We start from the raw sequence: 21,783 nt of genomic DNA, 5'->3' as shown, positions 1-21,783 counted from the left end.
TTATTTTTTTGTAAAACATCTACTTGATAGTGCGACTTGCTCGTTTATTTTCTTATCTCTTCGTTTTAACCAAGTTCGAATGACCCATAAAAGAATTAGTAGACCCAGCAACCCGTAACTTGGTATCACTTGATTTAATTTTGGTAATTGTCCATTTACCTGTACATATTCGTCTCTATCTGAGGGTTGCGCCTGCTCTTCAGAAGGTGGTTGTGGTTTAGGGTCCCCTTCATAATCGATTTCTCCGTAAAACCCTACATTCTTATTCGTTTCTACAGAGGAGCCTTCTGCCGCAAAGACTTGAACTGGTTGATGAAGCATCCCAAGAAACAATAAAATGGTCCATAACAAATACCAAGGCTTCTTTTTCACATTTATTTCATTCCTCCTATTCTAGGTAACTACATTTATTTTCTTCTAAATAACATTTTTATGACTCAAGTTTGTTTTTTAGAAGAGTACATTATATACTTTAAACAACACACGCATTCTTTCGCAATTAGCGTTTTTCACCATACTCTGAAATTATTACTATTTACTAATTATACTTAATAGATATAATTTACTTAAAATTAGCTACACCTAAAACAAAGAATCAACTACCCTAAACTAAACTGATCTATGAGAGGTGGGTACATTGAAAACATTCCAACTGAATTTCATTACCAATAAACCACTGATACGATGGCTTCAAATCCTCAATGAATTTGAAAAGAATGCTTGTTGCAACGCGAATGACTTAGCAATACTTACTGAGAGCACTTCTAGAACAATTGGTAAAGATATCTGTCAGATCCGAGATTATTTTGAAGATTCGATCACGATTGAATCTACCCATCAGGGGTATGTATTCAAACAATTAAAATTAGTTACTTACGAAGAGAAAAAAACTGCTTTACTTGAGAACGAGCCACTTTTTTTAATTCTTGAGAAAATTTTTTTTGCTGAATTATATACCCTTGACGATTGGTCCGATCAGTTACATCTCTCTAAAACGACCCTCTTGAAATACCTCAAAAAAATCCAATCACAGTTAGTTCATTTTGATTTGGATATCACGCATGATCCCGTAAATATCATTGGTCAAGAAGCAGATATACGACATTTTTTTTGCACGTTCTTTTATGAATCTGAAATCACTCCGCACACCATCTTCCCTTCTGTTTCCGCTCAGCAAGCGGTGAATGAAATCAGTTGTCTGTATAAGAATGACTTCTATCGAAATACCTCATTTTTCTTATACACTTACTTACTTTATATCTCGGTTGAGCGATTCATGCAGGGAAATACTGTGAACATAAATAACCACTTACGCTGTGTCCTGACTGATCGGATGCAACAAGTACATGCCGAAAAAATAAATGACGTAATTGAAAAATATTACGGCATCCGTTTGCCTGAAGATGAACTGATTTTCTTATTCTGTAGCATTATTACACAGAGAAAAATGAGTGATATCATTGTTGAAAAACAATTTTGTTCAACATACAATCAGTGGCCAGAAAGCAAACGACTTGCAAAAGAGTTTCTAGAGATATTAGACTGTAGCGATGAAAATAAGCTCGTCAATCTGATCTTTTTAGAATCTTTTTTTACAACCGCGAAACTGAAAGAATATTTGTGCATTTCTGCTAATCGAAATACGCAAGATATCAATCGATTTATTAAAAAAATCTTCCCGAATGAGTGTCGTAAGTACCAATATTTTCTAGAAAACAGCTCGGCTTATCATTCGCTATACTCTCATGACTTTTTAGTAGATTTCGCTTCTAGCCTAGTGATCTACGTTGAAACCATTCGAGAACGCTACTGGAAAAACAAAAAAAATATTGCCTTTCTTTTTGAAGGCAATAATCATGTCATACAGTTCATTGAAGCCATATCGAATAAATATTTTATGGAATATCAATGTGTGTTCTATCCAAACGCTAGTGAAGTAAACAAGAACTATCTTCTTAAAAACAAGATTGATTTTTTGATCACTAATCATCCTGAACATGTAGAAGAATTCCAAGAAGTAACAGAATGTATTCTTTTTCGGTCTATTCCTTCTGCTTCTGATTGGAATCGCTTGCTCGAAAAAATCAATCCGAAAATCATCAATCAATATTTTTTAGCTGACAAAACGAGCTTTCCCTCATCCATATGCGAATGATAAATCCACCATACTCCAATGGCCTTTCGAATGGGTCTTTGCTAAGCAGATTTTAACTATGTCTACGATTACTCCTAACCTTGGCTTACGATTATTTTATCAGCACCTGTATCATGAAATGCTTGTTGTTTAGATTTGCAAATATGTAACGATTTTTAAGACAAAAAAACTCCCTCAAATTGAAATAATCTTTGAGGGAGTAAAAACGTGATAACGTTAGTCGTTCATTGATTCAGTTGAGGGAAATGTATCTGGGTACAGCTGACTAGCACTTCCAGCAGTATACTCTCGATAACCATTGAACCCTAAGAAATTCTGTGTAAAGCTATTGATGTTCGAAGAAACCACTTGACTCCCATTTGCACCACTTAACTGTGTTTGTAGATGAGCTGTCCAAGCATGAGTCGGTGTTGGTCCAAAATTATTATTCGCCCAGAAAGCATTTCGAACGGCATTGATCTGGATATTTGTTCCTAACGTATGGATCAATGGACTAGAATAAGCGGCAGAACCCGTTTGTCTTAAATGGATTTGGTAAGGATTATCAATTGTTAAATGTCCAGATCCAAGGACTTTTACTACTGGCTCTCCACCAGTATGATCTGCTTTAAATGTTGAGAATTCCCCCACATACATCCGACCATTTGTTGAAATTTGTACAGGTGATAAAATATTCGAATTGACAGTCAAACTACCGTTGTTGATCACATTCAATTGATTCGCCACGATGGCTTCATTCATGATCACTTGGGAGCCAGAGTCGATTTGCACTAGACCATCTGTTCGGATAAATGGTTGTTGTCTCTGTCTTGTTTGTTCATTCCCAACAACCAACGTATTCCCAGAAAAACTTACTGTTGAACCAGAGACACCTTGTATAAATGGTTGTCTGACTTGGTTTCCGTTTGTAACAATTGGTCGATTCGAGCTAGAGTTAAAATGAACATGTCCACCAAACCCTACATGTAGGGAATGATTATTATTCATATTGATAGTCGAATTATTGAGGAAATTGATTGTCACCGCTCGATTGACTGTGTTTAGACTAGTTAAAGCGCTATTGAAACTTGAAGTGACATTGATTACTGACACATTTGAATTATTGATGGCACTTCTAAATCCAGACCATGTTCTTACGGATGCAGTTGTGCGATTTTGATCATCTACAAAAAATTCCACGTCCTCATCATTTGTAAATGTTTCCCCATACATTGATAATGTTTCCCCATCTTTCAGAAAAACACCACCAGCAGTTTCGCCTTCTGTCAATAATTGTGCTTCTGGTACGATTTCACTTGCAGCGACATTCGTTACTGAAATTGGGCCAGCAAGGAGCATACCACTTAATAATAAGGTACTCATCAGAGTCATTCGTTTCATTTTCTTTCCTCCATTCATTTGATAATTTAAGATTAACGAAGAACTCACATTGAATCAAAAGTGTTTTTTCGTGACTATACGAAATTTTTTAATTGATTCTTTCAAGGTTCTTCAAAAGCTGTTGTGATTTCTACTTCAATCATGTTACTCCGGGAATGTATCAGGAAATAATGACATCTCCATTCCAGCAGTATATTCTCGATAAGAATCAAATCCTAAAAAATGATTTTCAAAACTAACTGAATTTGAACGAAGAACTTGCGAACCATGGGGGCCACCCAGTCGTGTCTGTAATTGACTATTCCAAACATGGGTGGGACGAAAACTCATATTATAATTCTCCCAAAAAGCGTTTCTCACGGCATTGATTTCCATGAGTACGGCAGAAGAATCGATCAATGGAGCGACAAGCCCGCCGAAGCCAGTCTGTTTTAAATGTATACTGTACGGATTATCAAAAAAAATCTCCCCGCCAGTCATTTTGATCACTGAATGACTCCCCCCATGCGTCACTTTTAACGAAGAAAATTCACCGACTCTAATCGTCCCATTGATCCCCATTTTTATGGGGGTGATTTCATGTGCGCGTAATTCTAAACGACCATAGTTGATCACAAATAAATCATTTGCTTCGATTGCTTCATGTATCCTTACATTGGAGCCAGACGGAACCTCGATCAATCCTTCTGTTCGAATAAAAGGTTGCTCTCTCAGTTCAGTTGAACCATCTCCGATGACCACCTCACCTTCTAGACGAATCGTACTCCCATAAGAACTTTGGATAAATGGTTGCTTTAATTGATTTTGACTAACAAATATGGGCGACTTGGCGTTCGCTTTGATTTCTAAAGTAGAATGCTTTGCCAGCTTGAGTGCATGATTATTTTCTAAATCTATACGAGCAGCATTGATAAAATTGATCGTCAATGGGCGATCAATCGTATCCAACGAATGAAAGGTCGTATTGAAGCTAGCTGACACATTGATAACGCTGACATTTTGATCATTGATAGCATTTCGAAATTGGTACCACGTTCTTACCTCCACTGTTTTACGATTTTCCTTGTTTACGACATAGTACGCCCCATCTTCACTGATAAAATGATGGACGTTATCGGCTAATGATTCACCATCTTCCAGCAAAATCCCATTGACCGATTCTTTCACTCCGATTCCAAGATTTGTTTGGAAATCATGCATTGTCGCTCCACTTGTTGTTGAACGTACAAAGAGTAAGCCTATTATTCCTCCTAAAAAAAATACCAAATTGAGCTGCATAATTTTTTTCATATCTAACACGCCTTCCTTTTATAAAGCGATCATACCTGAAAGCAAAATGGAATATCAAAAATGTTTTTTCTGCAAAGCAAGAATTTTTCTGTTTTTACAACTAGAAGTTGTGCTCATTCGGCATATACATCCACCATGAAACGAACAAACCAATAAGCCCCTTTCAATGACGGAGACCTATTGGTTTGTTTCTTCTTTATTATTTTGTTTTTAGTAACTATTCTTTTTCGGACGTTTGTTACCTGAGCGATGATTCTTTCTAGTCGAAATAACAAGCCAGGCGGTAACGAGTAAATAGCCAAGCCACAAGAAACACTGACCGCTCAAAGCGTTTGTTTTTGGTAGCTTCCCTTGTTTTAGTTCGGAAATATCAGCGACAAGGGTGTGCTTCTTGTCCTCGTTTCCATGTGATCCATTGATCGTTCCACTTTTTTCTGTGCTAGTGTCTTCTCCAATTCGTCCAGTGACAGTGATTTGTCCCGTTGTCGTATCTGCACCAACTACCTCAGTAAGCAATCCATTAGCGATAATAAAGAATAGTCCCGTGATATAGAACAACTTCATTCTTCTTTGCATACGATTGATCCATTCTTTTTGGGATTTAAGTGATTCTTTTTTACGCTACATTAGGAGAGAAACTCAAAACTAATTTAAATGTTGGGTTTAACTCTGCTGAGGCATTGACCGGCGTGACTTTACCAGTGAAAGTAAATTTTCCTTCATTCGTCCCTTGATTTCCTTGGAGTCTGAAAAGTTCAGCTACCGTTTCTGTTGGCTTGCCATCTTCAAACAAATCAATCGTATTCACTTTCAATGAGTCTACTTCAGCCATATTCGTTGGTGTATCTACGCCAGAAACGGAAGCAATCACGCCAACAGCAGAATTATTCGTAATCGTGTGTTCAGGTGACGTAATTGTGGTATGATTTGAGGCTTTTGTTGTGTAAAATAAGGCGGTTGTTGGAATCGTCACATTGATCCATTGATCCAAATCCTCAGGATTTGGTCCAGGTGTCGTATTATCGAATTCACCGATGATCCCCCGTACAAGAACGTCTCCTGACGTCTCTCCTTCACGCCCGTCAATCACTTGCTCCGCTCTAGCGATTGTCCCAGTTGCCATAATCCCTGCGATTGTTGCTGTACTTAGAAGTGCTGCTACTATTTTTTTCATCTAAATTCCCTCATTTTCTTTTTTTTTAGTTTTTAACGATAATCATTACTTCCGCCTCAGTGACCCCTTGTTTTTCTTTTGTTTCAGGGTCATAAATATTAACGGTGGCTTTAGCGGGATACTCCCCTTTAGCTAGTTGTTTTTCCAATTTTACATTTTCTACGAATTGGTTCGGATAGATGGCACCAGAAGAATAAATCAGCTCGTCACTAGACATTAAAGAAATATCTACTGCGATCGGATAAACATTCGTTCCAGGATTGACAATCTCGATCGATCCTTCACTCTGTCCGTTCTCAAAGACGGCTTCTGGATTGATTTGTAATGTAAAATAATTGGCATCGGCTACTTCTTGCGCTCGATCCGCCAATTGTTGATCAGAGGCATCGCTGACCGCTGGTAAAAGATCCGCACTGACCAATGGAACGTGATCTTTTGGTTGATTGAAATAATAGGCGAGACCACCGGCAATCAAAGAAAATAGCAAAAACCACAAGAGCCATTTACGCTTATTTTTATTTTGTGCTTGGTTCGTTTCCTCCAATGGCTTCACCTCCTTGTTAACTATTTTTTTCTTTAAGTTCGTGGGACGAATCGTAACACGATTCGATAATTAGGCACGAGCATGTGCTCGTAATAGCCTCCTTGCTCAATATCAGGGTTATCAACCCACCGTGGATAATTCCCATAAAATTCTCCCGATAAGGAAAGGGGGGTACGATCTCCTTCAGATAAACGAATCAAATGTTGCTCTGACATCGTTGCGTATAACTGTTTTTTAGTCTCTTGCGTTTGGAGATGCAAGCGCAACAACGGCTTCGTAATATCCTCATAACTAGGATCTTCCACTGCACTTTCTGCATAATCCAGTGGATCTTCCCCTTTTTTTAAAAGAACGATTCCAGCAGAATCATCAATAGCAACTTGGTTGATATACGTATCAATAGCTACCGAAGATTGGTTGTGGATCTCATAGGTTTGGCTCTCAAACTGGCGGTTTGATTCTTTTTCGTCATACAATGATTCAAAAATCATTTTGACAGGAATCGTTACCCGCAAATGTTCAACTTTTGAGGTCAGATCGATACCGATCGTCATCTGATACGCTTTATTGCCGACTTCAAGAATCGCGTAGTAACTTCCGTCTTCTTCGCTATCTAACGAAAGATCGGTCTCAACGATGCGAAAATCATTGGTCATGTCTTCTTCAGATAAGATATTTTTTGCTTGTGCACGACTTTCTTGAAGAATAAGCGCATGTAATGCTTCGACAGTAGCTAACTCATTGAGCTTAGAACGATCTAACGTAAAGTTATTGCTCCGATAATCAATCCCTTTGATGACTGTTTGCTCTTCTGCTACATCACCAGTTGTGTCTCCTGAAGGTTTGGACAGTTTGATTTCGACCGTTGACCCCGTTTCAAGCCGTTCATTTTCTGTCAAATTGATTTGGAACGAGCGAACCTTCTCCTGGGTATCTTGATACTCTCCCCAGACGATGCGAGGAGAATCTTTTTCAAGAACTACTGTACTTCCTTCTGTGTTTTTATAGGTAATCGTCAAATGGTCAACTGATTCTGTGGCATGACCATGAATCGCTACAGATTGGTCACTCACAGGGTCAAATTTGGCAATGAGTTGTTCAGGAGGAACTGGCTCCCAGATATACGTACCTGGATTGGAGCCGTCATAATTAGTCATAAAGTCTGTTGAATTCTCAAATGCTATAACCCCAGATCCACTAGTCAAACTTTCTTCTAAGACCCATCTGCTCGTGTATAGGTTATCTTGTTGTCTATTTGGCAAATTTACTGAAGAATCAAAAATTGATTTTTCACCTAGGCTAATCCTCTTCAAATTATTTGTCCCAAAAAACATATGGTTCATTTTTGTTACTCGAGAAGTATTCCATTGACTAACATCTAAGGCCTGTAACGAGTGTGTTTGATTAAACATCCAACCCATATCCGTGACCTTGGAAGTATCCCAGTTGCTGACGTCTAGTTCTTTAAGTTCACGTGAATTTTGAAACATAGTGCGCATAGACGTTACTTGAGAAGTATCCCATTGACTGACATCTAACACCTGTAACGAGTGTGTTTGATTAAACATCCAACTCATACTCGTAACCTTGGAAGTATTCCAGTTACTGACGTCTAGTTCTTTAAGTTCACGTGAATTTTGAAACACACCATTCATACTCGTTACTTGAGAAGTATCCCATTGACTAACATCTAAGGACTGTAATGAGTATGTTTGATTAAACATAAAACTCATATTCGTAACCTTGGAAGTGTTCCAGTTGCTGACATCTAGTTCTTTAAGTTCATGTGAATTTTGAAACATAGTGCGCATAGACGTTACTTGAGAAGTATCCCATTGACTGACATCTAAGGCCTGTAACGAGTATGTTTGATTAAACATCCAACCCATACTCGTTACTTGAGAAGTATCCCATTGACTGACATCTACTGATTTTAAAGAGCTTGCGTATGAAAACATTTGCTCCATCATTGTTACATTTGAAACGTCCAAATTTCCAGCATTTTCTATCACTTCTAAATTTGTCAATCCGCTAAATAACCTAGTTGATATTTCAGGTAAGACAACCGTTTCTTCAACTATAATCTCTTTTACAGAAGAGTATACTTTCCACGGAGCGTCTGCTACTTCGCCAGCTTCCCCACCATATAATGTGATTGTTTCCGTTCCTTCCTCATACGACCAAGGGACCGTTCCCCATAGATTCTGTTCAGGCTCATAAGTATAGACAACCGTTTGTTCTTCTACTCTAAAAGTCCCAGAGGCATTTTCGGGAGTCTTACTCAATTGCCAACCACTAATGCTTAACGCTTCGGTTGTGTAGGTTTGATCAACTAATCCAGTCAGCACGCTAGGATTAGCTAATTGATTTCCTTCCTCATCTTCATGCTTTACAGTAATATTTCCACCTTGAACTGGTTCAAAAACTGCACGAATCACAGAGTTTCCAGCTTCCCTTTGGTTTACACTAAGATCTTCGCTATTTGAATCAAATATAAATATCGGACCTGAAACGACTTCCCAATGTAAAAATCGGTATCCTGGGTTAGGGAATGCCCTCATATTCCCTAAATTTCCTCCTACCGGAAGCCATACCACACTCGATCCTGAATCAGTTCGTCCAGGATTGCCTCCAGCGGGAGGGCTTGCAACTAATTCTAAACGATATTCAGTAGCACGATTACTTACCTCTTCACTTTCTTTTTTTCCCGATTCTTCTTGCTTTTCTGGATATTCCGTAATTGCTGCTACTTCATGATTATCAGAAGAGCTTGAATAATCATGTGCATAGGTTAGTTGAAATGGGAGCTGGGGTAAAAGCAAAATCATGATCAACAATAACTTTCCAATGATTCGGCTAATTTTATTTATGTTCATACCACTCCTCCTAGTATTTGACCTACTGTATTATTCTTATTAGAAACTTATAGCGAACAAAGTTTAGACATTCTTTTTATCAACTGTCATTTTTTGTGGGCTCGAAGATAACTCTTTTTTCAAAAATTCTGTAAGTCAATTTGCATGTTTATTACTTCACTAAGATTACATTGATTTTTTAATGAAATAAAATCATCTATTTCATTAACGTCTGAAATAGATGAAAAAAAACAGTCGCTATTTTTATTAGCAACTGTGGAAAAATATTAATTATAAGTTTTACGATAAGGATTTATTTTTCTTTCTAATCGTTTCCAATCATGTTCATCTGGAACAGCTTTTAACAAAAGAAAATCGGTCTCAATGATGTAATCTAAAAGATAGCGATTGTAGTTTGTCACAATTAAATCAATATGTGCGGCGTTCAATACTTCTTCTGCTAGATAATAAAGTGGCAAAAAAACTAATGTATGTTTACTCCCAAATTGTTGACGTACACGAGTTATAATTTGTTGACAAACAAAATGATCCCCTTCCAGAAGAAAGTAAATTGTTTTACTTGGTAAATAAAAATCGAAAATCAAATTACTATAAATCGTTAAACTCACACTTATATCTTCCATGTATTTTGAAGAAATAGAGTAGCTTTTCCTTTCTTTTTTTAAAAAACCTAAATTCCGCTGATAATTCTCATTATCTGAGCGTATGACTGCTTTTTTTATCTCTATCGCCTCTTTATTTAACACAGGTGATAACAAATCATTTATTTTTCTAGATAGAAAAAACGAGCGTAAGAATGTTGTGATTTTTTGATCAATATTTTTAGGGAAATCAAATTCCTTTAAATATTGATTCGTGAGTTGAGAAATTTCTGTGCCTTCATGAAAATCTTTATAAAACTTTTTCTCTGATTCTTCATGATCTAGGGTACGTTTACAGACAGTGACTAAATAAATCCAAGCGAATTCTTCTTTTGATAATTCGACCTTATAAAGTTTCTTGATGTCATCTTTCAAAGAATGAAGGAGAGAAAAATTCTTTGCTTTGTATGCTAATTTCGCTAATTTTCTTGGAATCTCTATAGAAAAACCCAGTCCTGCACGTTTGATTGCGATATAAAAAGTATAATAAAAGGCTGCTGGCGTAGTTCCAGATCCAACCTCATCTTGGCCCAATTTATTGCTTAATTTTTTTAAAACCAATTCATGTAATTCAATATCAGGAACAAGCGTATAGGGCGTTTCTACTCCTTCATAATAAAAATCTTTGAAGAATTTTCGCAAATTAGCTTCTCTTCCTTCAATCGACAACGGGTTGGATGCCCACTGCAGTCCATAGCTCTTCAATACTGTGGTTGTTCGATTCAATAGCCGGCGAAAGGTACTCTCTGAAAAATGATAGTGATGGGCAAGTTCATCGATTGTTGATAATTCTCCTAAAAAAATATTCCCGATGATTTCAAATAGACACTCATTCTCAAGTAATTTCTGCTTTTTTTCTTGATACATCGAAGCTTTTTTTTCTTCAAAAAAGATTCCACTATTTCCTGAATCTAAACTGATACAATCATCAAAATAGTCTTTGATGTACTTGATATCATTGGCAATCGTTCGTTCTGTCACTTGCAGTTTTTCGGCCAATTCTCCAATCGTAAACAATCGTCTTCGTTCAATCATACTCAATATTCGAAACAAACGACTCGTCGTTCGATTACTGATAAATGCCAATTGTAAGTCTTTCAATTTTCCACCTCATTTTTTAAATGAACACTTTTCTTTATACTTACATATAAATAACACAACCAATCGGAATGATAAACTATATTGTTTCTCCTTGAAAGAAAAAACGAACGTAAAAGTGACAGATTTTAACGTTCTATTTTGCTTCTTAACCTTATGGTAGTTATGATTTATTCAATAGTTACACAACGCTTTCTAAATGATCATTTGTACCCATTTTTATATTTTTTTCAGGATTCCAAATGAATCCTACTGTTATAAACAGCATTACCAACAAAGTCATTCTTTAAATAAAAAGGACTATTTTTGCTAACTGACCACTCTTATTAGTTATTAACCATGTATGATCAAAAAAAGCTGATACACCTTACATAGAACCAACTTATTTATAACAATTTGTTCATGTATTCTTGCTTATTATCCATAAACTCAAGTTCTTGATCTCCCTTAAAATCCATTTGCTATTATCGTTTTTTGTCTTCCTTGCTCTAGTATCCTACAAAACAAATCCAATAAATAAAAAAACATGTCTTTCTCCTTCGTCAGATAATACGTAGAAGAAATACATGTTGAATATTTTGTTCATATCCAATTAAATAATTTATTGGGATCAACGTGGAGAGTTTTCTCTTTCACCAATACTGTTAACATTAACAACGACTATTTTATTCACTTTAACAATCACTTACCTATGGAATAGAAGATGAGAAATCAGAACGGTAAATGCGTAACCTTATAACCAGTCAGAATAGTCAAAAACCTAGGATAAGAACCAGCGATCACTGTGGTATCTATCCTAGGTTTTTACTGTCTAGCTTGAGCATACATATTTTTTCCCTTAGCCAATCCACTCATTTACCCCTCTACCAATTAACAGATCTCTGCTTATCTCTTTGATTTTTTCACACCAGCATCCTATTTAGCGACAAATAGCAATCCAACGCCTTTTTTCATTTCGCCTAGATACGCTGACACTATCACCGACAATCCCAATTGCGTACTTACTTTAGTGATATAGACAGATACATCTCATCAACATGCTATAATTGATAGAAAGGAACAGAACCATAAACAAGTAGGTGATCCATGTATTCTCCAATTCAAGTACCCTATATCGTCAACCCAATCTATCAGAAATATTTCAAGTATCCAGCAATTGTCATTCCCTCATTACAAGACTTTGTGATTTGTCTATGGGAACACCAATCCTTGACTCAGGATTCCTACGAAGTGAATGATTTGATCATTCCAGATGGGTGTATCGATCTTTTCATTGATTTCAAAAAGCAATCATCGAATTTTCAGGTATCAGTAAAACAGAGTATGATTTCTATAGCAATTAGTGAGTTTAAGATGCCTTTCAACCTCGACTATTTCTTCTCCCTATCCTATTCTCAACAAAAAGAATATTTTATTGATTACCTCCATCAATTGATTGAAGGACATACACCAAACCAGTTTATCAAATTGATTGATCGATTTAGCCAAATCCCTGCTTCTACAATTCAAGATTTGTGTCAGGATTTAGTTGTAGGCACACGGCAATGCCAACAGTTATTTAAGAAGTATTATGGCATTTCACCGCAACTGATGTTGCTTACATTGCGTTTTCAGTACTGCTTGAAAATACTAACCGATCCTCACGCTAGTGAAAAAAGTTAATTGCGTTGCATTACTACGATCAGTCTCACTTGATCAAAGATTAAAAAAAACATATCGGCTTTACACCACTCGAATTTGTCCAGCTTTGTAAAGAGTTCAAAGCACAACCTTTGGATTAGATGATACGTCGTGAGCAAAGTGAGATGTCGTGTATTTACAATACAGTCTAAAATTCTCATGCTATAGTTGCTCGATCAAGTTCAGGGAGATGAAATCATGAATAAAATCAAGTGGAAAGGCTTTTTACTTACAACTTCTGATTCAGAAATCGAAGTGATCCACGATACATTGACCTATGACTGGGGACAAAAAGTGTTTCGTTTTTACGACTACGATAAACATATCGTTGAAGTTTCAGAAAGCATTCAAGGTGTCTTCAATCGTCTATATGCGCAAGGATTGAGCCTTCCGGAAATCGCTGAACGCTTCGGTGATCCACTAGAAATTATCAAAGAGCGTTACAGTATCTCCTAAACTCCAATAATAACTAAATTATTCACCTCTAAGAAGTTTGTCTATTCTCAATAGATTTATAGGATATCTTAGAGAATAGGTTCATCGTTAGAAAAACTAGAATATTTGAAGTCAAGGCAAGTAAAAATTGGTCAAAACCAAAAATACTCCAATTTAGCAGTATGACTATACCATCTATGAAAAACAAGCCTGTAGAGAGTTTTATATTGAAATATTTTTTTAAAATTATCGGTGGAATGGACGTTCCTCCACTAGAAGAATTTTGTGAATAAACAATGGACATACCTACAGAAAAAATTAGACTCCCCAAAACGATCGATAAAATTTTATTTTCAGTAAACATTATTTTAGGTACATAAGTTAACAATAACGGTAGAACTAAGCTGCCATATAAAACTTTCATAAATACTTGTTTACCTAAATAAATGATTGCTAATAGCAACATAACTGAATTTAATGCTAGCACGACGAGTGAACGATTTACTTGAACAAGGTATTCAAGTAATATTCCTAGACCACTCGTTCCTCCAGCAGCAATATAATGTGGGCCAAAAAACATATTGATACTAATTGATAGTATCCACAGCCCCAAAGTAATCGTTAAATATTTGAATAGATTTTTCATATGCGCCTCCTAATATTTTTTAATGCAAGAACACAAAAAGGGATTAGATAAGAATATTCTTATCTAATCCCTTTGGATCCTCCGAAACTTTAATTAAGTTAACACATCTATTCTAAAAAGTAAACCTGTTAATTTTATTTTTTAATTTTGACTCACAGAATTACACCGCTATAAACAATTGAAACTAGTATCCGGCAGAACTCCTTTCACTAATTGGCTTTCGTGGCTCTGTGCATGATCTAGTCAAACTAAAGAGGTATCTCTCAAAAAAAATTTCAGGTTTCACTGCTTATTACTTATAGTTGCATCGTTCTGTCTTCTTCTGATTTTCCAGTTAGTTGCTCGTTTGTCTGACTCACATTCCATCTCTTACAATGGTCTTTTCACTGTTTCAAATAGCTCGCATGAAAAGCAATATGTTGTTCTACAAATGTAGCAATGGTGAAGTAGCTATGATCATAGCCTTCTTCTTTTCGGTAGAAAACTTCGTGTTTCACTGATTCTGCTGCTGATAAAAAAGCTTCTTCAGTGAGCTGGACTTCGTAGAATAGATCAGCCGTCCCTTGTGTGATCAGGATAGGCGGTTGACTGGTTGTTTCTTTTTTGATCAGCTCAGTGGCATCCCATTCACTCCATGTCGCTTGGTCAGGACCTAGATAAGCGGTGAATGCTTTTTGTCCCCATGGTACGTTTGAGGGGTTCGAAATTGGTGCAAAAGCAGAGATCGAAGCAAAGCGTGCTGGATTTTTCAGACCGATCACTAACGAACCATGCCCACCCATGGAATGACCCATGATACTTTCTTTTCCAGAAAGATTTGGGATCAAGGAGTAGATGATCTCAGTCAGCTCTTTCGTAAGATAGTCGTACATTTGGAAGTCTTTCTTCCAAGGTTCTTGTGTTGCATTCAAGTAAAAGCCAGCCCCTTGACCGAGATCCCAATCTTCACTGTCAGCAACATCCCCCCGAGGCGATGTGTCCGGCATGACGAAGGCGATTTGCTGTTCTGCTGCATAGCGTTGGAATCCACCTTTGATACTAAAATTATCATCTGTACTTGTTAAACCAGCTAACCACCAAATGAGTGGGATTTCTTGATTTTCAACAGTGGTTTCTGGTAGATACACGCTGAATGTCATCTCACAATGTAGCGTTTCTGACAGGTGACGATATTTGATTTGTTGCCCGCCAAACGACCGATGTGTTTCAATTTTCTGTAGTTCCATCAGTATCACCTCCATAAGTGAGCATAGTACGAATGGATTCTCCACGATGCAACAGCTCAAGTGATTCATTGATTTGTGTAAAATCTAAACGATGGGTGATGAATGAATCTAAATCAATTCCACCGTTCAAGTAATCTTCCACCATACATGGCAATTGGCTTCGCCCTTTGACACCGCCAAAAGCCGAACCACGCCAGACACGACCAGTCACTAGTTGGAACGGACGCGTGTGGATTTCTTTTCCAGCTCCGGCTACACCGATAATGATGCTTTCGCCCCAGCCTTTGTGACATGCTTCAAGCGCGGAACGCATCACTTCCACATTGCCAATACACTCAAAACTATAATCTACGCCACCTTGGGTCATTTCTACGATGACTTCTTGGATTGGACGATCGTGTGTTTTAGGATCAACAAAATCCGTTGCGCCCATTTTTTTAGCTAACGGCCATTTTTCAGGGTTCATATCGATTGCAATGATTCGTTTAGCATTAGCTTTTTTCAAGCCTTGGATTACTGCTAAACCAATCGCTCCTAGTCCAAAAACAGCTGTGGCAGCACCTTCTTCAACTTTTGCCGTGTTTTCAACAGCACCTAACCCTGTCGTTACGCCACACCCTAATAGTGGAACGGTATCTAGAGGAGCATCCTCTGTGATTTTCACCAAATTGATTTCATTGACGACAGTATACTCACTAAACGTACTCGTACCCATATAGTGATAAATCGGCTCGCCTTTGTAAGAAAAACGTGTCGTACCATCTGGCATTAGACCTTTTCCCTGCGTTTCACGGACAGCAGAGCATAGATTGGTTTTTCCTGACAAGCAAAACTCACACTTCCCACATTCTGGGGTATACAACGGAATCACATGGTCCCCCACTTCAACAGATGACACGTCATCACCAACTTTGACAACGATACCGGCGCCTTCATGACCTAAGACCGCAGGAAAAACTCCTTCTGGATCTTCCCCTGATAAGGTAAACGCATCTGTATGACAGACAGAAGTGTACAAAATTTTTACCATGACTTCCGTCGGTTTCGGATCAGCAACATCGATTTCAACGATTTCTAACGGTTTTCCTGGTTCAAATGCTACGGCAGCTCTACTTTTCATTTTTCTTCCTTCTTTCTTATTCCGCTCGTCTGGTTCTTAGTTAGCGAGCGAATCCGCAATCTTTCCACTTCATCGTATCATAGGCTGTGTTGAGAAACAAAACTGACAAACTTGTCAGTATCCTCAATTTCTTTACTTCCATTGGTAAGATTTGTATAATAGCAACTATTGCTGTCGAATAAATAAATCAAAGTGAGGTTCTTTATGTATCAATACCATGAAAAAGAGTTTACCAATACGAAAGATTTAGCCATGCACGTCCTGAGTGGAAAATACAAGATCGTCTTGATTTGATGTTTTTTACAACAACCGATTTTACGATTAAGTGAGATTGAAAAAATGTTACCAGACATCAACCAGCGAATGTTGATTCTCCAATTAAGAGAATTAGAAAGCGATCATTTACTCACACGTAAAGTCTATCCCGTAGTCCCGCCAAAAGTAGAGTATCAATTGACCGAGATCGGGCGCGAACTCTCAACGATCGTCCAACATATCTGCGATTGGGGCGATCATTATTATGAAGTCGTTGCTGATCTTTCAACGGATATAGCGGATTGATTCTGTAAATGATGGAAAGATGGTTTTTCTATCACAGTAAAGACAGTTCTTGAGATAATAAAAATCCCATATAGTTGATAGTAGAATGAACATCTTCTCTTATCGACCGTATGGGAAAGTGGGGAAGTATTTTAAAAAGTTGGGTCAATCAAAAACTCGAATGTTTCCGCTTCCAAAAGCGTCACTTCATCTTGTGGATTTTTGTTGATTTTGTAAGTCACTAATTTTTTGCTCTGTGTGGGGCCAAACATGTTGACTTTGCACAAGATCCAATAGTTTGTCCCAGCAACTACTTGTGTTCCTAATAGCGCAAATGGTATAGCCTCACTACTGTCATCTAACGTTTTGCGTGCTTCTTCTACCAGCTTCTTGTGTTCATCAGTAATCGTTGGTGCGTCTGGAATAGTGATTCCTCCAGCTAAATCAGTCATATCTATCGCCTACTAAGCTTACATCGAAAGCGCTTACCGCTTCTTAAAATAAGGATAATTTATTTTTAAAAAAAACATCAAATAAAACAACCCGAAGAATTCCACACACTGAATGAATCTTTTTTATATTTCCCCTCTTTCGCCTATCCACCATACCATTCCCCACTGCATTAAAAACCACTAGCCCTCATAAAACAATGAAAACCAGCTGATAAACCAGTATTATCAAAGTCCCCTAACACCTAGCAAATCATGGAATCGCATAAAATCTATTCATGTTTCACTCGATAAATTAAATAACTTTAAACAAAAATATAGATAACTAAATAAACAAAAAAATAAGGTTACCAACAAAAAAACATACGCCAATCTTTGAAGATGGCGTATGTTCTCTTGATCATGCTATTTTCATTTTACCCATTCAACAAGGCACGTTCCAAGAGCGCTCCAGCTTGGTGCTGCCCTTCTAGGTTTCGTTCCCCGGAGAATTTCGACACACGATCCATGTTCGTGATCACAACGATGACCATGCTCTTTTTCCCTTGACTATGGATATAAGGCAAATCCATTTGAGCAATTTTAGTGTCAACGGTTACCTGATCACCGACCTTTACAAGTACATCGAATCCTGCCCCATTCAAGTTGACAGTATCAATTCCCATATGGACTAATACTTCGACGCCATTACTAGTTTTAATTCCTAACGCATGTTTGGAAGGGAAAATCGTAGTGACTTTTCCGCTGACCGGTGCAAAGATGGCGCCATCGATTGACTCGATTGCAAAACCATCCCCCATCATTTTCGTTGAAAAAACTTCATCAGGCACATCTTCTAAAGGAATATATTCTCCTTTAGCTACAGCGTGTAGATTCACTTCGTTCGTGTACTCAGTATCTTCAGCTTGTTCGTTTGGTACTAAGAAATAAGTGATGGCGAATGAGGAAACCAAAGCGATCACTATCCCAAGTACCGCAAAAACAAAATACTGACCGATATAAGCTGGTAAGCTAAAAATACTTGATAAAATATAGCCGTAGATCCGAACACCGAAGAAACTGATAAACGCTGAAGCGATCGAGCTACCGATTGTAGCCGCCATAAACGCCTTCTTGTATTTTGATAAGATCCCAAATAGCGCTGGTTCAGTGATTCCTAATAGACCAGAAACAGCAGAAGATAGTACCAATGACTTTTCTTCTTTTGATTTTACCTTGAGATAAATTGCCGCTGTCGCACCAGTGATCGCCATGTTCGCCATGAACATCATCGGCATCAACATGTCATAGCCTTGATTCGCAAAATTTTGTAAGGCAATTGGGGTCATCGCATGGTGCAACCCAGTAAAGATTGCAATTGGACGGATCGCACCGACCACGATACCAGCTAACACTGGTGAGATTGAGAATAACCATGCCACACCAGCTGCTAAGAGGTTACCTAAATGAATACTGATCGGGCCGATCACTGTGAGTGTCAACAATCCTGCAACAAACAGGGAAATGGTTGGTGTGAAAACCGTTCGTAACACTTGTGGCAACAACTTATCCACCCAACGATAAATGTAGCTGAGTGCCAATACCGCAAAAATGATCGGGATAACTGTTCCTGCATAATTAAAGACAGGAACTGGAATGAGACCAAACAGTTGGAAAGCAGAGATCGAACCTTCAGCAACCGCTGTCGTCATGGTGGGAAATTGTAAAGTTGCAGCGATCGCAATCGCTAAATATGGATTCGTTTTGAAGATCCGAGCGGCAGAAGCAGCAACGAAAAATGGCAAGAAAGTAAATACGCCACTCGCAATCATATCAATGATCAAATACGTATCCGTCTGGTTCGAAATGACATTCAATGCCACTAAACCGGCCATCAAACCCTTGATCATTCCTGCCCCAGCAATTGCTGGTACGATCGGACCAAATACACCGGAAACAGTATCCATAAATAAGGATACGACGCCTTTTTTCTCTCCTTCACTTCGTTCACTTGTTTCATCTAACCCTAATTCTTTCGCAATTGGTGCAAAATAGTCAGCGACTTCTGTACCGATCACGACTTGCAGTTGTTCACTTTGATATTTTGTCCCCACCACTTTCGGTGTTTTTTCCAACGCAGCATAATCCACTTTTTTCTCATCTTTTAAATCAAACCGTAATCTTGTCATACAATGCCAAGCGTTGTTGATATTACTTGCTCCACCCACATGTTGTATGATTTGTTTTGCTATTTCTTCATGCTTCACATGTTCTCCCCCTTATTCTCATCAAACAATGATTCTTGTTTCCGCTTTCACCCAAATAGTAGCATGTGGAACGCCACTTGTAAAACCAGTCCTTTTTAGTAAATAACCAACGAAAAAGCTTTAATATCAACGTTTATAAAAATACTAACGTAAAATTGGACTGATTTTTAGTCGGTTTAGATGTTTTTATTAGACCAAATTGACAGGATGTTCTTCCCCATGTTTCAATGAGGATGCACATGATTCATATTTATGTATATTGGAGTGAAAAAAATGACACCAACGATCATTACAAATATAAAAAGTTACGCAATCAAACCAGATCGTCACAACTTGTTAGTCGTAAAAGTTGAAACAGATAAAGGCGTGACCGGCTTCGGTTGCGGCACTTTCCAATTTCGTCCTTTGGCTGTCCAGACCGTAGTTGAAGAATACTTAAAACCTTTACTGATTGGACGCGATGCGAATCAAATCGAAGACCTTTGGCAAGTCATGAATGTCAATTCTTACTGGCGGAATGGGCCAATCACAAATAACGCCATTTCAGGTGTCGATATGGCGCTCTGGGATATCAAAGGGAAAATCGCTGATATGCCATTGTATCAGTTATTCGGCGGAAAAGCTCGAACAGCAATTCCTGCGTATACGCATGCTGTCGCAGCTAATCTAGAGGACCTCGATCGTGAAATCGAAACATTTCTCGCACAAGGGTATCGTTATATTCGTTGTCAATTAGGTTTTTATGGGGGAAATCCAACGAATTTAGCAACACCTGAACAACCACTTGCTGGCTCTTATTTCGATCAAGAAGAATACATGTCCACTACGCTATCCATGTTTGAACATATCCAAAACAAATATGGCGATCGTTTCCAAATGTTACACGATGTTCACGAACGCTTGCATCCTAACCAAGCGATCCGTTTTGCAAAAAAAACAGAAAAGTACAATCTTTTCTTTTTAGAAGATATTCTACCGCCAAACCAAAATGAATGGTTGGCTCAATTGCGAAGTCAATCAACGACCCCGATTGCTACTGGAGAATTGTTCAATAATCCAATGGAATGGAAAGAATTAGTTCGCAATCGTCAAATCGACTATATGCGTGCCCATGTCTCACAAATCGGCGGGATCACGCCTGCCTTGAAATTGGCACACTTTTGCGAAGCGATGGGGATACGAATCGCTTGGCATACGCCATCTGATATCACACCGATCGGCTTAGCAGTGAATACGCATTTGAACATCCATTTACACAATGCGGCGATCCAAGAAAACATCGATGTTCCTGAAAATACGAAACAACTTTTCGGAAATATCCCCACACCAAAAAAAGGCTTTTTCTATCCGATCGAACAAAGTGGGATCGGTGTCACATTCAATGAAGAACAGGCGGCAGAATTTCCAGTTGTCTATCGTCCACACGAATGGACACAAAGCCGTACACCAGACGGCACGATCGTGACACCGTAATTCCAAAAAAAAGCTATCCTTACACGAAATATGTAAGGATAGCTTTTTTTGGTTCCGCTGTATTCCTATTATTATAATAATGAATACACGTGTAAACCTTAGTAGCTTTTTATGTAAAACATAGTTTTCAAAAATCAGTTTCTAAAGAATAATCTAAAATCTGTTTGACTTGAAGAAAATCGTCTCCTCTTAGACGATCAATAAATTCTTTACTAATAATCCGGTCAGTATCAAAACTATGAATTTGTGTAGCGTTCACTCTTCCACGTATCTTGTAATCATTCAAAGAAACATACCCAGAAAAGTTGTTCCCCCAGTCATTACCGGACAGACAATAATATAGTTCGTTTTTTTATTGTAAGCATTTGAGGAAACAACTAAAGCTGGCTGCTTCCCTCTTATTTCCCTGCTAAAAGAAGGCGTAGAATTAAGTCAGATCAAATCACCTTGTTGAGGTTCATACATTTTTCCCAATCTCCTCTTTTGCTATTGTTTGCCATCCCTCATCTTCATCCTTTTGAAATGGTTCATCCAATAAAAATGGATTTTCTATTTTTGGTGTGAATATTAATCCTCCATTCTTAGATTTATATACGACATATTTTGATCCAGCTTTAACCTGATACTGTTTAGGAATTGAAATAGAGATAGAATTCCCTACTTTACGAGCTTTTACATTAATCATCATTTATCACTCCTCACACAGCAAATTTTATTATGTAAAATTTAATTTTATAACGTAAAAGATACTAATACAAAAATAAATCAATAGAGTTTCTCAGACCTTCTTAATCTTTTATTTAATGCCAC

At 37.8% G+C, this 21,783-nt stretch carries 19 protein-coding genes and 1 pseudogene; 5 read left to right on the top strand and 15 right to left on the bottom strand.

The window, feature by feature from the left end:
• Complete coding sequence (locus IGJ49_RS02725) at positions 1 to 372, bottom strand: hypothetical protein (protein ID WP_023519160.1); 372 nt, start codon at positions 370 to 372, stop codon at positions 1 to 3.
• Between the two features lie 265 nt (positions 373 to 637).
• Between IGJ49_RS02725 and IGJ49_RS02720 the strand changes: the two genes are divergently transcribed.
• A complete protein-coding gene (locus IGJ49_RS02720; RefSeq protein ID WP_438722313.1) occupies positions 638 to 2,155 on the top strand; it encodes a helix-turn-helix domain-containing protein in 1,518 nt (505 codons plus the stop codon).
• Positions 2,156 to 2,371: 216 nt separating this feature from the next.
• On the opposite strand, the gene IGJ49_RS02715 is transcribed toward IGJ49_RS02720, so the two are convergent.
• The 7 genes from IGJ49_RS02715 to IGJ49_RS02685 form a co-directional block, all read right to left on the bottom strand.
• Positions 2,372 to 3,535: a hypothetical protein gene (locus tag IGJ49_RS02715; protein ID WP_023519158.1), complete on the bottom strand. Its 1,164-nt coding sequence runs from the start codon at positions 3,533 to 3,535 to the stop codon at positions 2,372 to 2,374.
• Positions 3,536 to 3,679: 144 nt separating this feature from the next.
• Complete coding sequence (locus IGJ49_RS02710) at positions 3,680 to 4,825, bottom strand: pectate lyase-like adhesive domain-containing protein (RefSeq protein ID WP_349520826.1); 1,146 nt, start codon at positions 4,823 to 4,825, stop codon at positions 3,680 to 3,682.
• 210 nt (positions 4,826 to 5,035) lie between these two features.
• Positions 5,036 to 5,401 carry a hypothetical protein gene (locus IGJ49_RS02705; protein WP_194179902.1) on the bottom strand — a complete coding sequence of 122 codons (366 nt, stop codon included), beginning with the start codon at positions 5,399 to 5,401 and terminating at the stop codon, positions 5,036 to 5,038.
• Between the two features lie 40 nt (positions 5,402 to 5,441).
• Positions 5,442 to 5,999 (bottom strand): hypothetical protein, encoded by a 558-nt coding sequence (locus IGJ49_RS02700; protein ID WP_194179903.1) that lies wholly within the window; start codon positions 5,997 to 5,999, stop codon positions 5,442 to 5,444.
• A gap of 25 nt (positions 6,000 to 6,024) precedes the next feature.
• Entirely contained in the window at positions 6,025 to 6,543 is a 519-nt protein-coding gene (locus IGJ49_RS02695) for a hypothetical protein (RefSeq protein ID WP_194179904.1), read from the bottom strand.
• Between the two features lie 32 nt (positions 6,544 to 6,575).
• Positions 6,576 to 9,419 carry a BspA family leucine-rich repeat surface protein gene (locus tag IGJ49_RS02690; protein ID WP_438722310.1) on the bottom strand — a complete coding sequence of 948 codons (2,844 nt, stop codon included), beginning with the start codon at positions 9,417 to 9,419 and terminating at the stop codon, positions 6,576 to 6,578.
• A 266-nt stretch (positions 9,420 to 9,685) separates the two neighbouring features.
• Entirely contained in the window at positions 9,686 to 11,161 is a 1,476-nt protein-coding gene (locus tag IGJ49_RS02685; RefSeq protein ID WP_438722308.1) for a helix-turn-helix domain-containing protein, read from the bottom strand.
• Between the two features lie 1,083 nt (positions 11,162 to 12,244).
• Between IGJ49_RS02685 and IGJ49_RS02680 the strand changes: the two genes are divergently transcribed.
• Together IGJ49_RS02680 and IGJ49_RS02675 are read left to right on the top strand one after the other, a co-directional pair.
• Complete coding sequence (locus tag IGJ49_RS02680; protein ID WP_438722306.1) at positions 12,245 to 12,820, top strand: hypothetical protein; 576 nt, start codon at positions 12,245 to 12,247, stop codon at positions 12,818 to 12,820.
• A gap of 216 nt (positions 12,821 to 13,036) precedes the next feature.
• On the top strand, positions 13,037 to 13,294 hold the full coding sequence (locus IGJ49_RS02675; RefSeq protein WP_375152086.1) for a hypothetical protein: 258 nt from the start codon (positions 13,037 to 13,039) through the stop codon (positions 13,292 to 13,294).
• A 28-nt stretch (positions 13,295 to 13,322) separates the two neighbouring features.
• Here IGJ49_RS02675 and IGJ49_RS02670 read toward each other — a convergent pair whose 3' ends face one another.
• From IGJ49_RS02670 to IGJ49_RS02660, 3 genes are all read right to left on the bottom strand, one after another.
• Positions 13,323 to 13,919 carry a YitT family protein gene (locus IGJ49_RS02670; protein WP_023519150.1) on the bottom strand — a complete coding sequence of 199 codons (597 nt, stop codon included), beginning with the start codon at positions 13,917 to 13,919 and terminating at the stop codon, positions 13,323 to 13,325.
• A gap of 383 nt (positions 13,920 to 14,302) precedes the next feature.
• The gene (gene fghA, locus IGJ49_RS02665) at positions 14,303 to 15,145 is read right to left on the bottom strand and encodes an S-formylglutathione hydrolase (RefSeq protein ID WP_438722303.1); all 843 of its coding nucleotides are present in this window, start codon (positions 15,143 to 15,145) and stop codon (positions 14,303 to 14,305) included.
• Positions 15,126 to 16,265 carry an S-(hydroxymethyl)glutathione dehydrogenase/class III alcohol dehydrogenase gene (locus tag IGJ49_RS02660; RefSeq protein WP_375152085.1) on the bottom strand — a complete coding sequence of 380 codons (1,140 nt, stop codon included), beginning with the start codon at positions 16,263 to 16,265 and terminating at the stop codon, positions 15,126 to 15,128. Before IGJ49_RS02660 ends, fghA begins: the two co-directional genes overlap by 20 nt.
• A 312-nt stretch (positions 16,266 to 16,577) precedes the next feature.
• Between IGJ49_RS02660 and IGJ49_RS02655 the strand changes: the two genes are divergently transcribed.
• Positions 16,578 to 16,826: a winged helix-turn-helix transcriptional regulator gene (locus IGJ49_RS02655; RefSeq protein WP_231867632.1), complete on the top strand. Its 249-nt coding sequence runs from the start codon at positions 16,578 to 16,580 to the stop codon at positions 16,824 to 16,826.
• 131 nt (positions 16,827 to 16,957) lie between these two features.
• Here IGJ49_RS02655 and IGJ49_RS02650 read toward each other — a convergent pair whose 3' ends face one another.
• Positions 16,958 to 17,257: a hypothetical protein gene (locus tag IGJ49_RS02650; protein WP_023519146.1), complete on the bottom strand. Its 300-nt coding sequence runs from the start codon at positions 17,255 to 17,257 to the stop codon at positions 16,958 to 16,960.
• Positions 17,258 to 17,670: 413 nt separating this feature from the next.
• A complete protein-coding gene (locus tag IGJ49_RS02645) occupies positions 17,671 to 19,500 on the bottom strand; it encodes a glucose PTS transporter subunit IIA (protein WP_010736253.1) in 1,830 nt (609 codons plus the stop codon).
• Between the two features lie 273 nt (positions 19,501 to 19,773).
• Here IGJ49_RS02645 and IGJ49_RS02640 point away from each other — a divergent pair, with 273 nt between their 5' ends.
• Positions 19,774 to 20,973, top strand: a complete 1,200-nt coding sequence (locus tag IGJ49_RS02640; RefSeq protein ID WP_023519144.1) for an enolase C-terminal domain-like protein — start codon at positions 19,774 to 19,776, stop codon at positions 20,971 to 20,973.
• 282 nt (positions 20,974 to 21,255) lie between these two features.
• Here IGJ49_RS02640 and IGJ49_RS02635 read toward each other — a convergent pair.
• Together IGJ49_RS02635 and mazE are read right to left on the bottom strand one after the other, a co-directional pair.
• Positions 21,256 to 21,381: pseudogene (locus IGJ49_RS02635) on the bottom strand (type II toxin-antitoxin system PemK/MazF family toxin); the annotation flags it as partial.
• Positions 21,382 to 21,430: 49 nt separating this feature from the next.
• Complete coding sequence (mazE, locus tag IGJ49_RS02630; RefSeq protein ID WP_010736255.1) at positions 21,431 to 21,661, bottom strand: type II toxin-antitoxin system PemI/MazE family antitoxin; 231 nt, start codon at positions 21,659 to 21,661, stop codon at positions 21,431 to 21,433.
• Between the last annotated feature and the right edge of the window lie 122 nt (positions 21,662 to 21,783).

The organism is Enterococcus sp. AZ171, from assembly GCF_051714005.1.
GTDB lineage: Bacteria > Bacillota > Bacilli > Lactobacillales > Enterococcaceae > Enterococcus_B > Enterococcus_B pernyi.
Note: the sequence above shows the minus strand (reverse complement) of the source record. Positions and strands in the feature narration are given on the sequence as shown.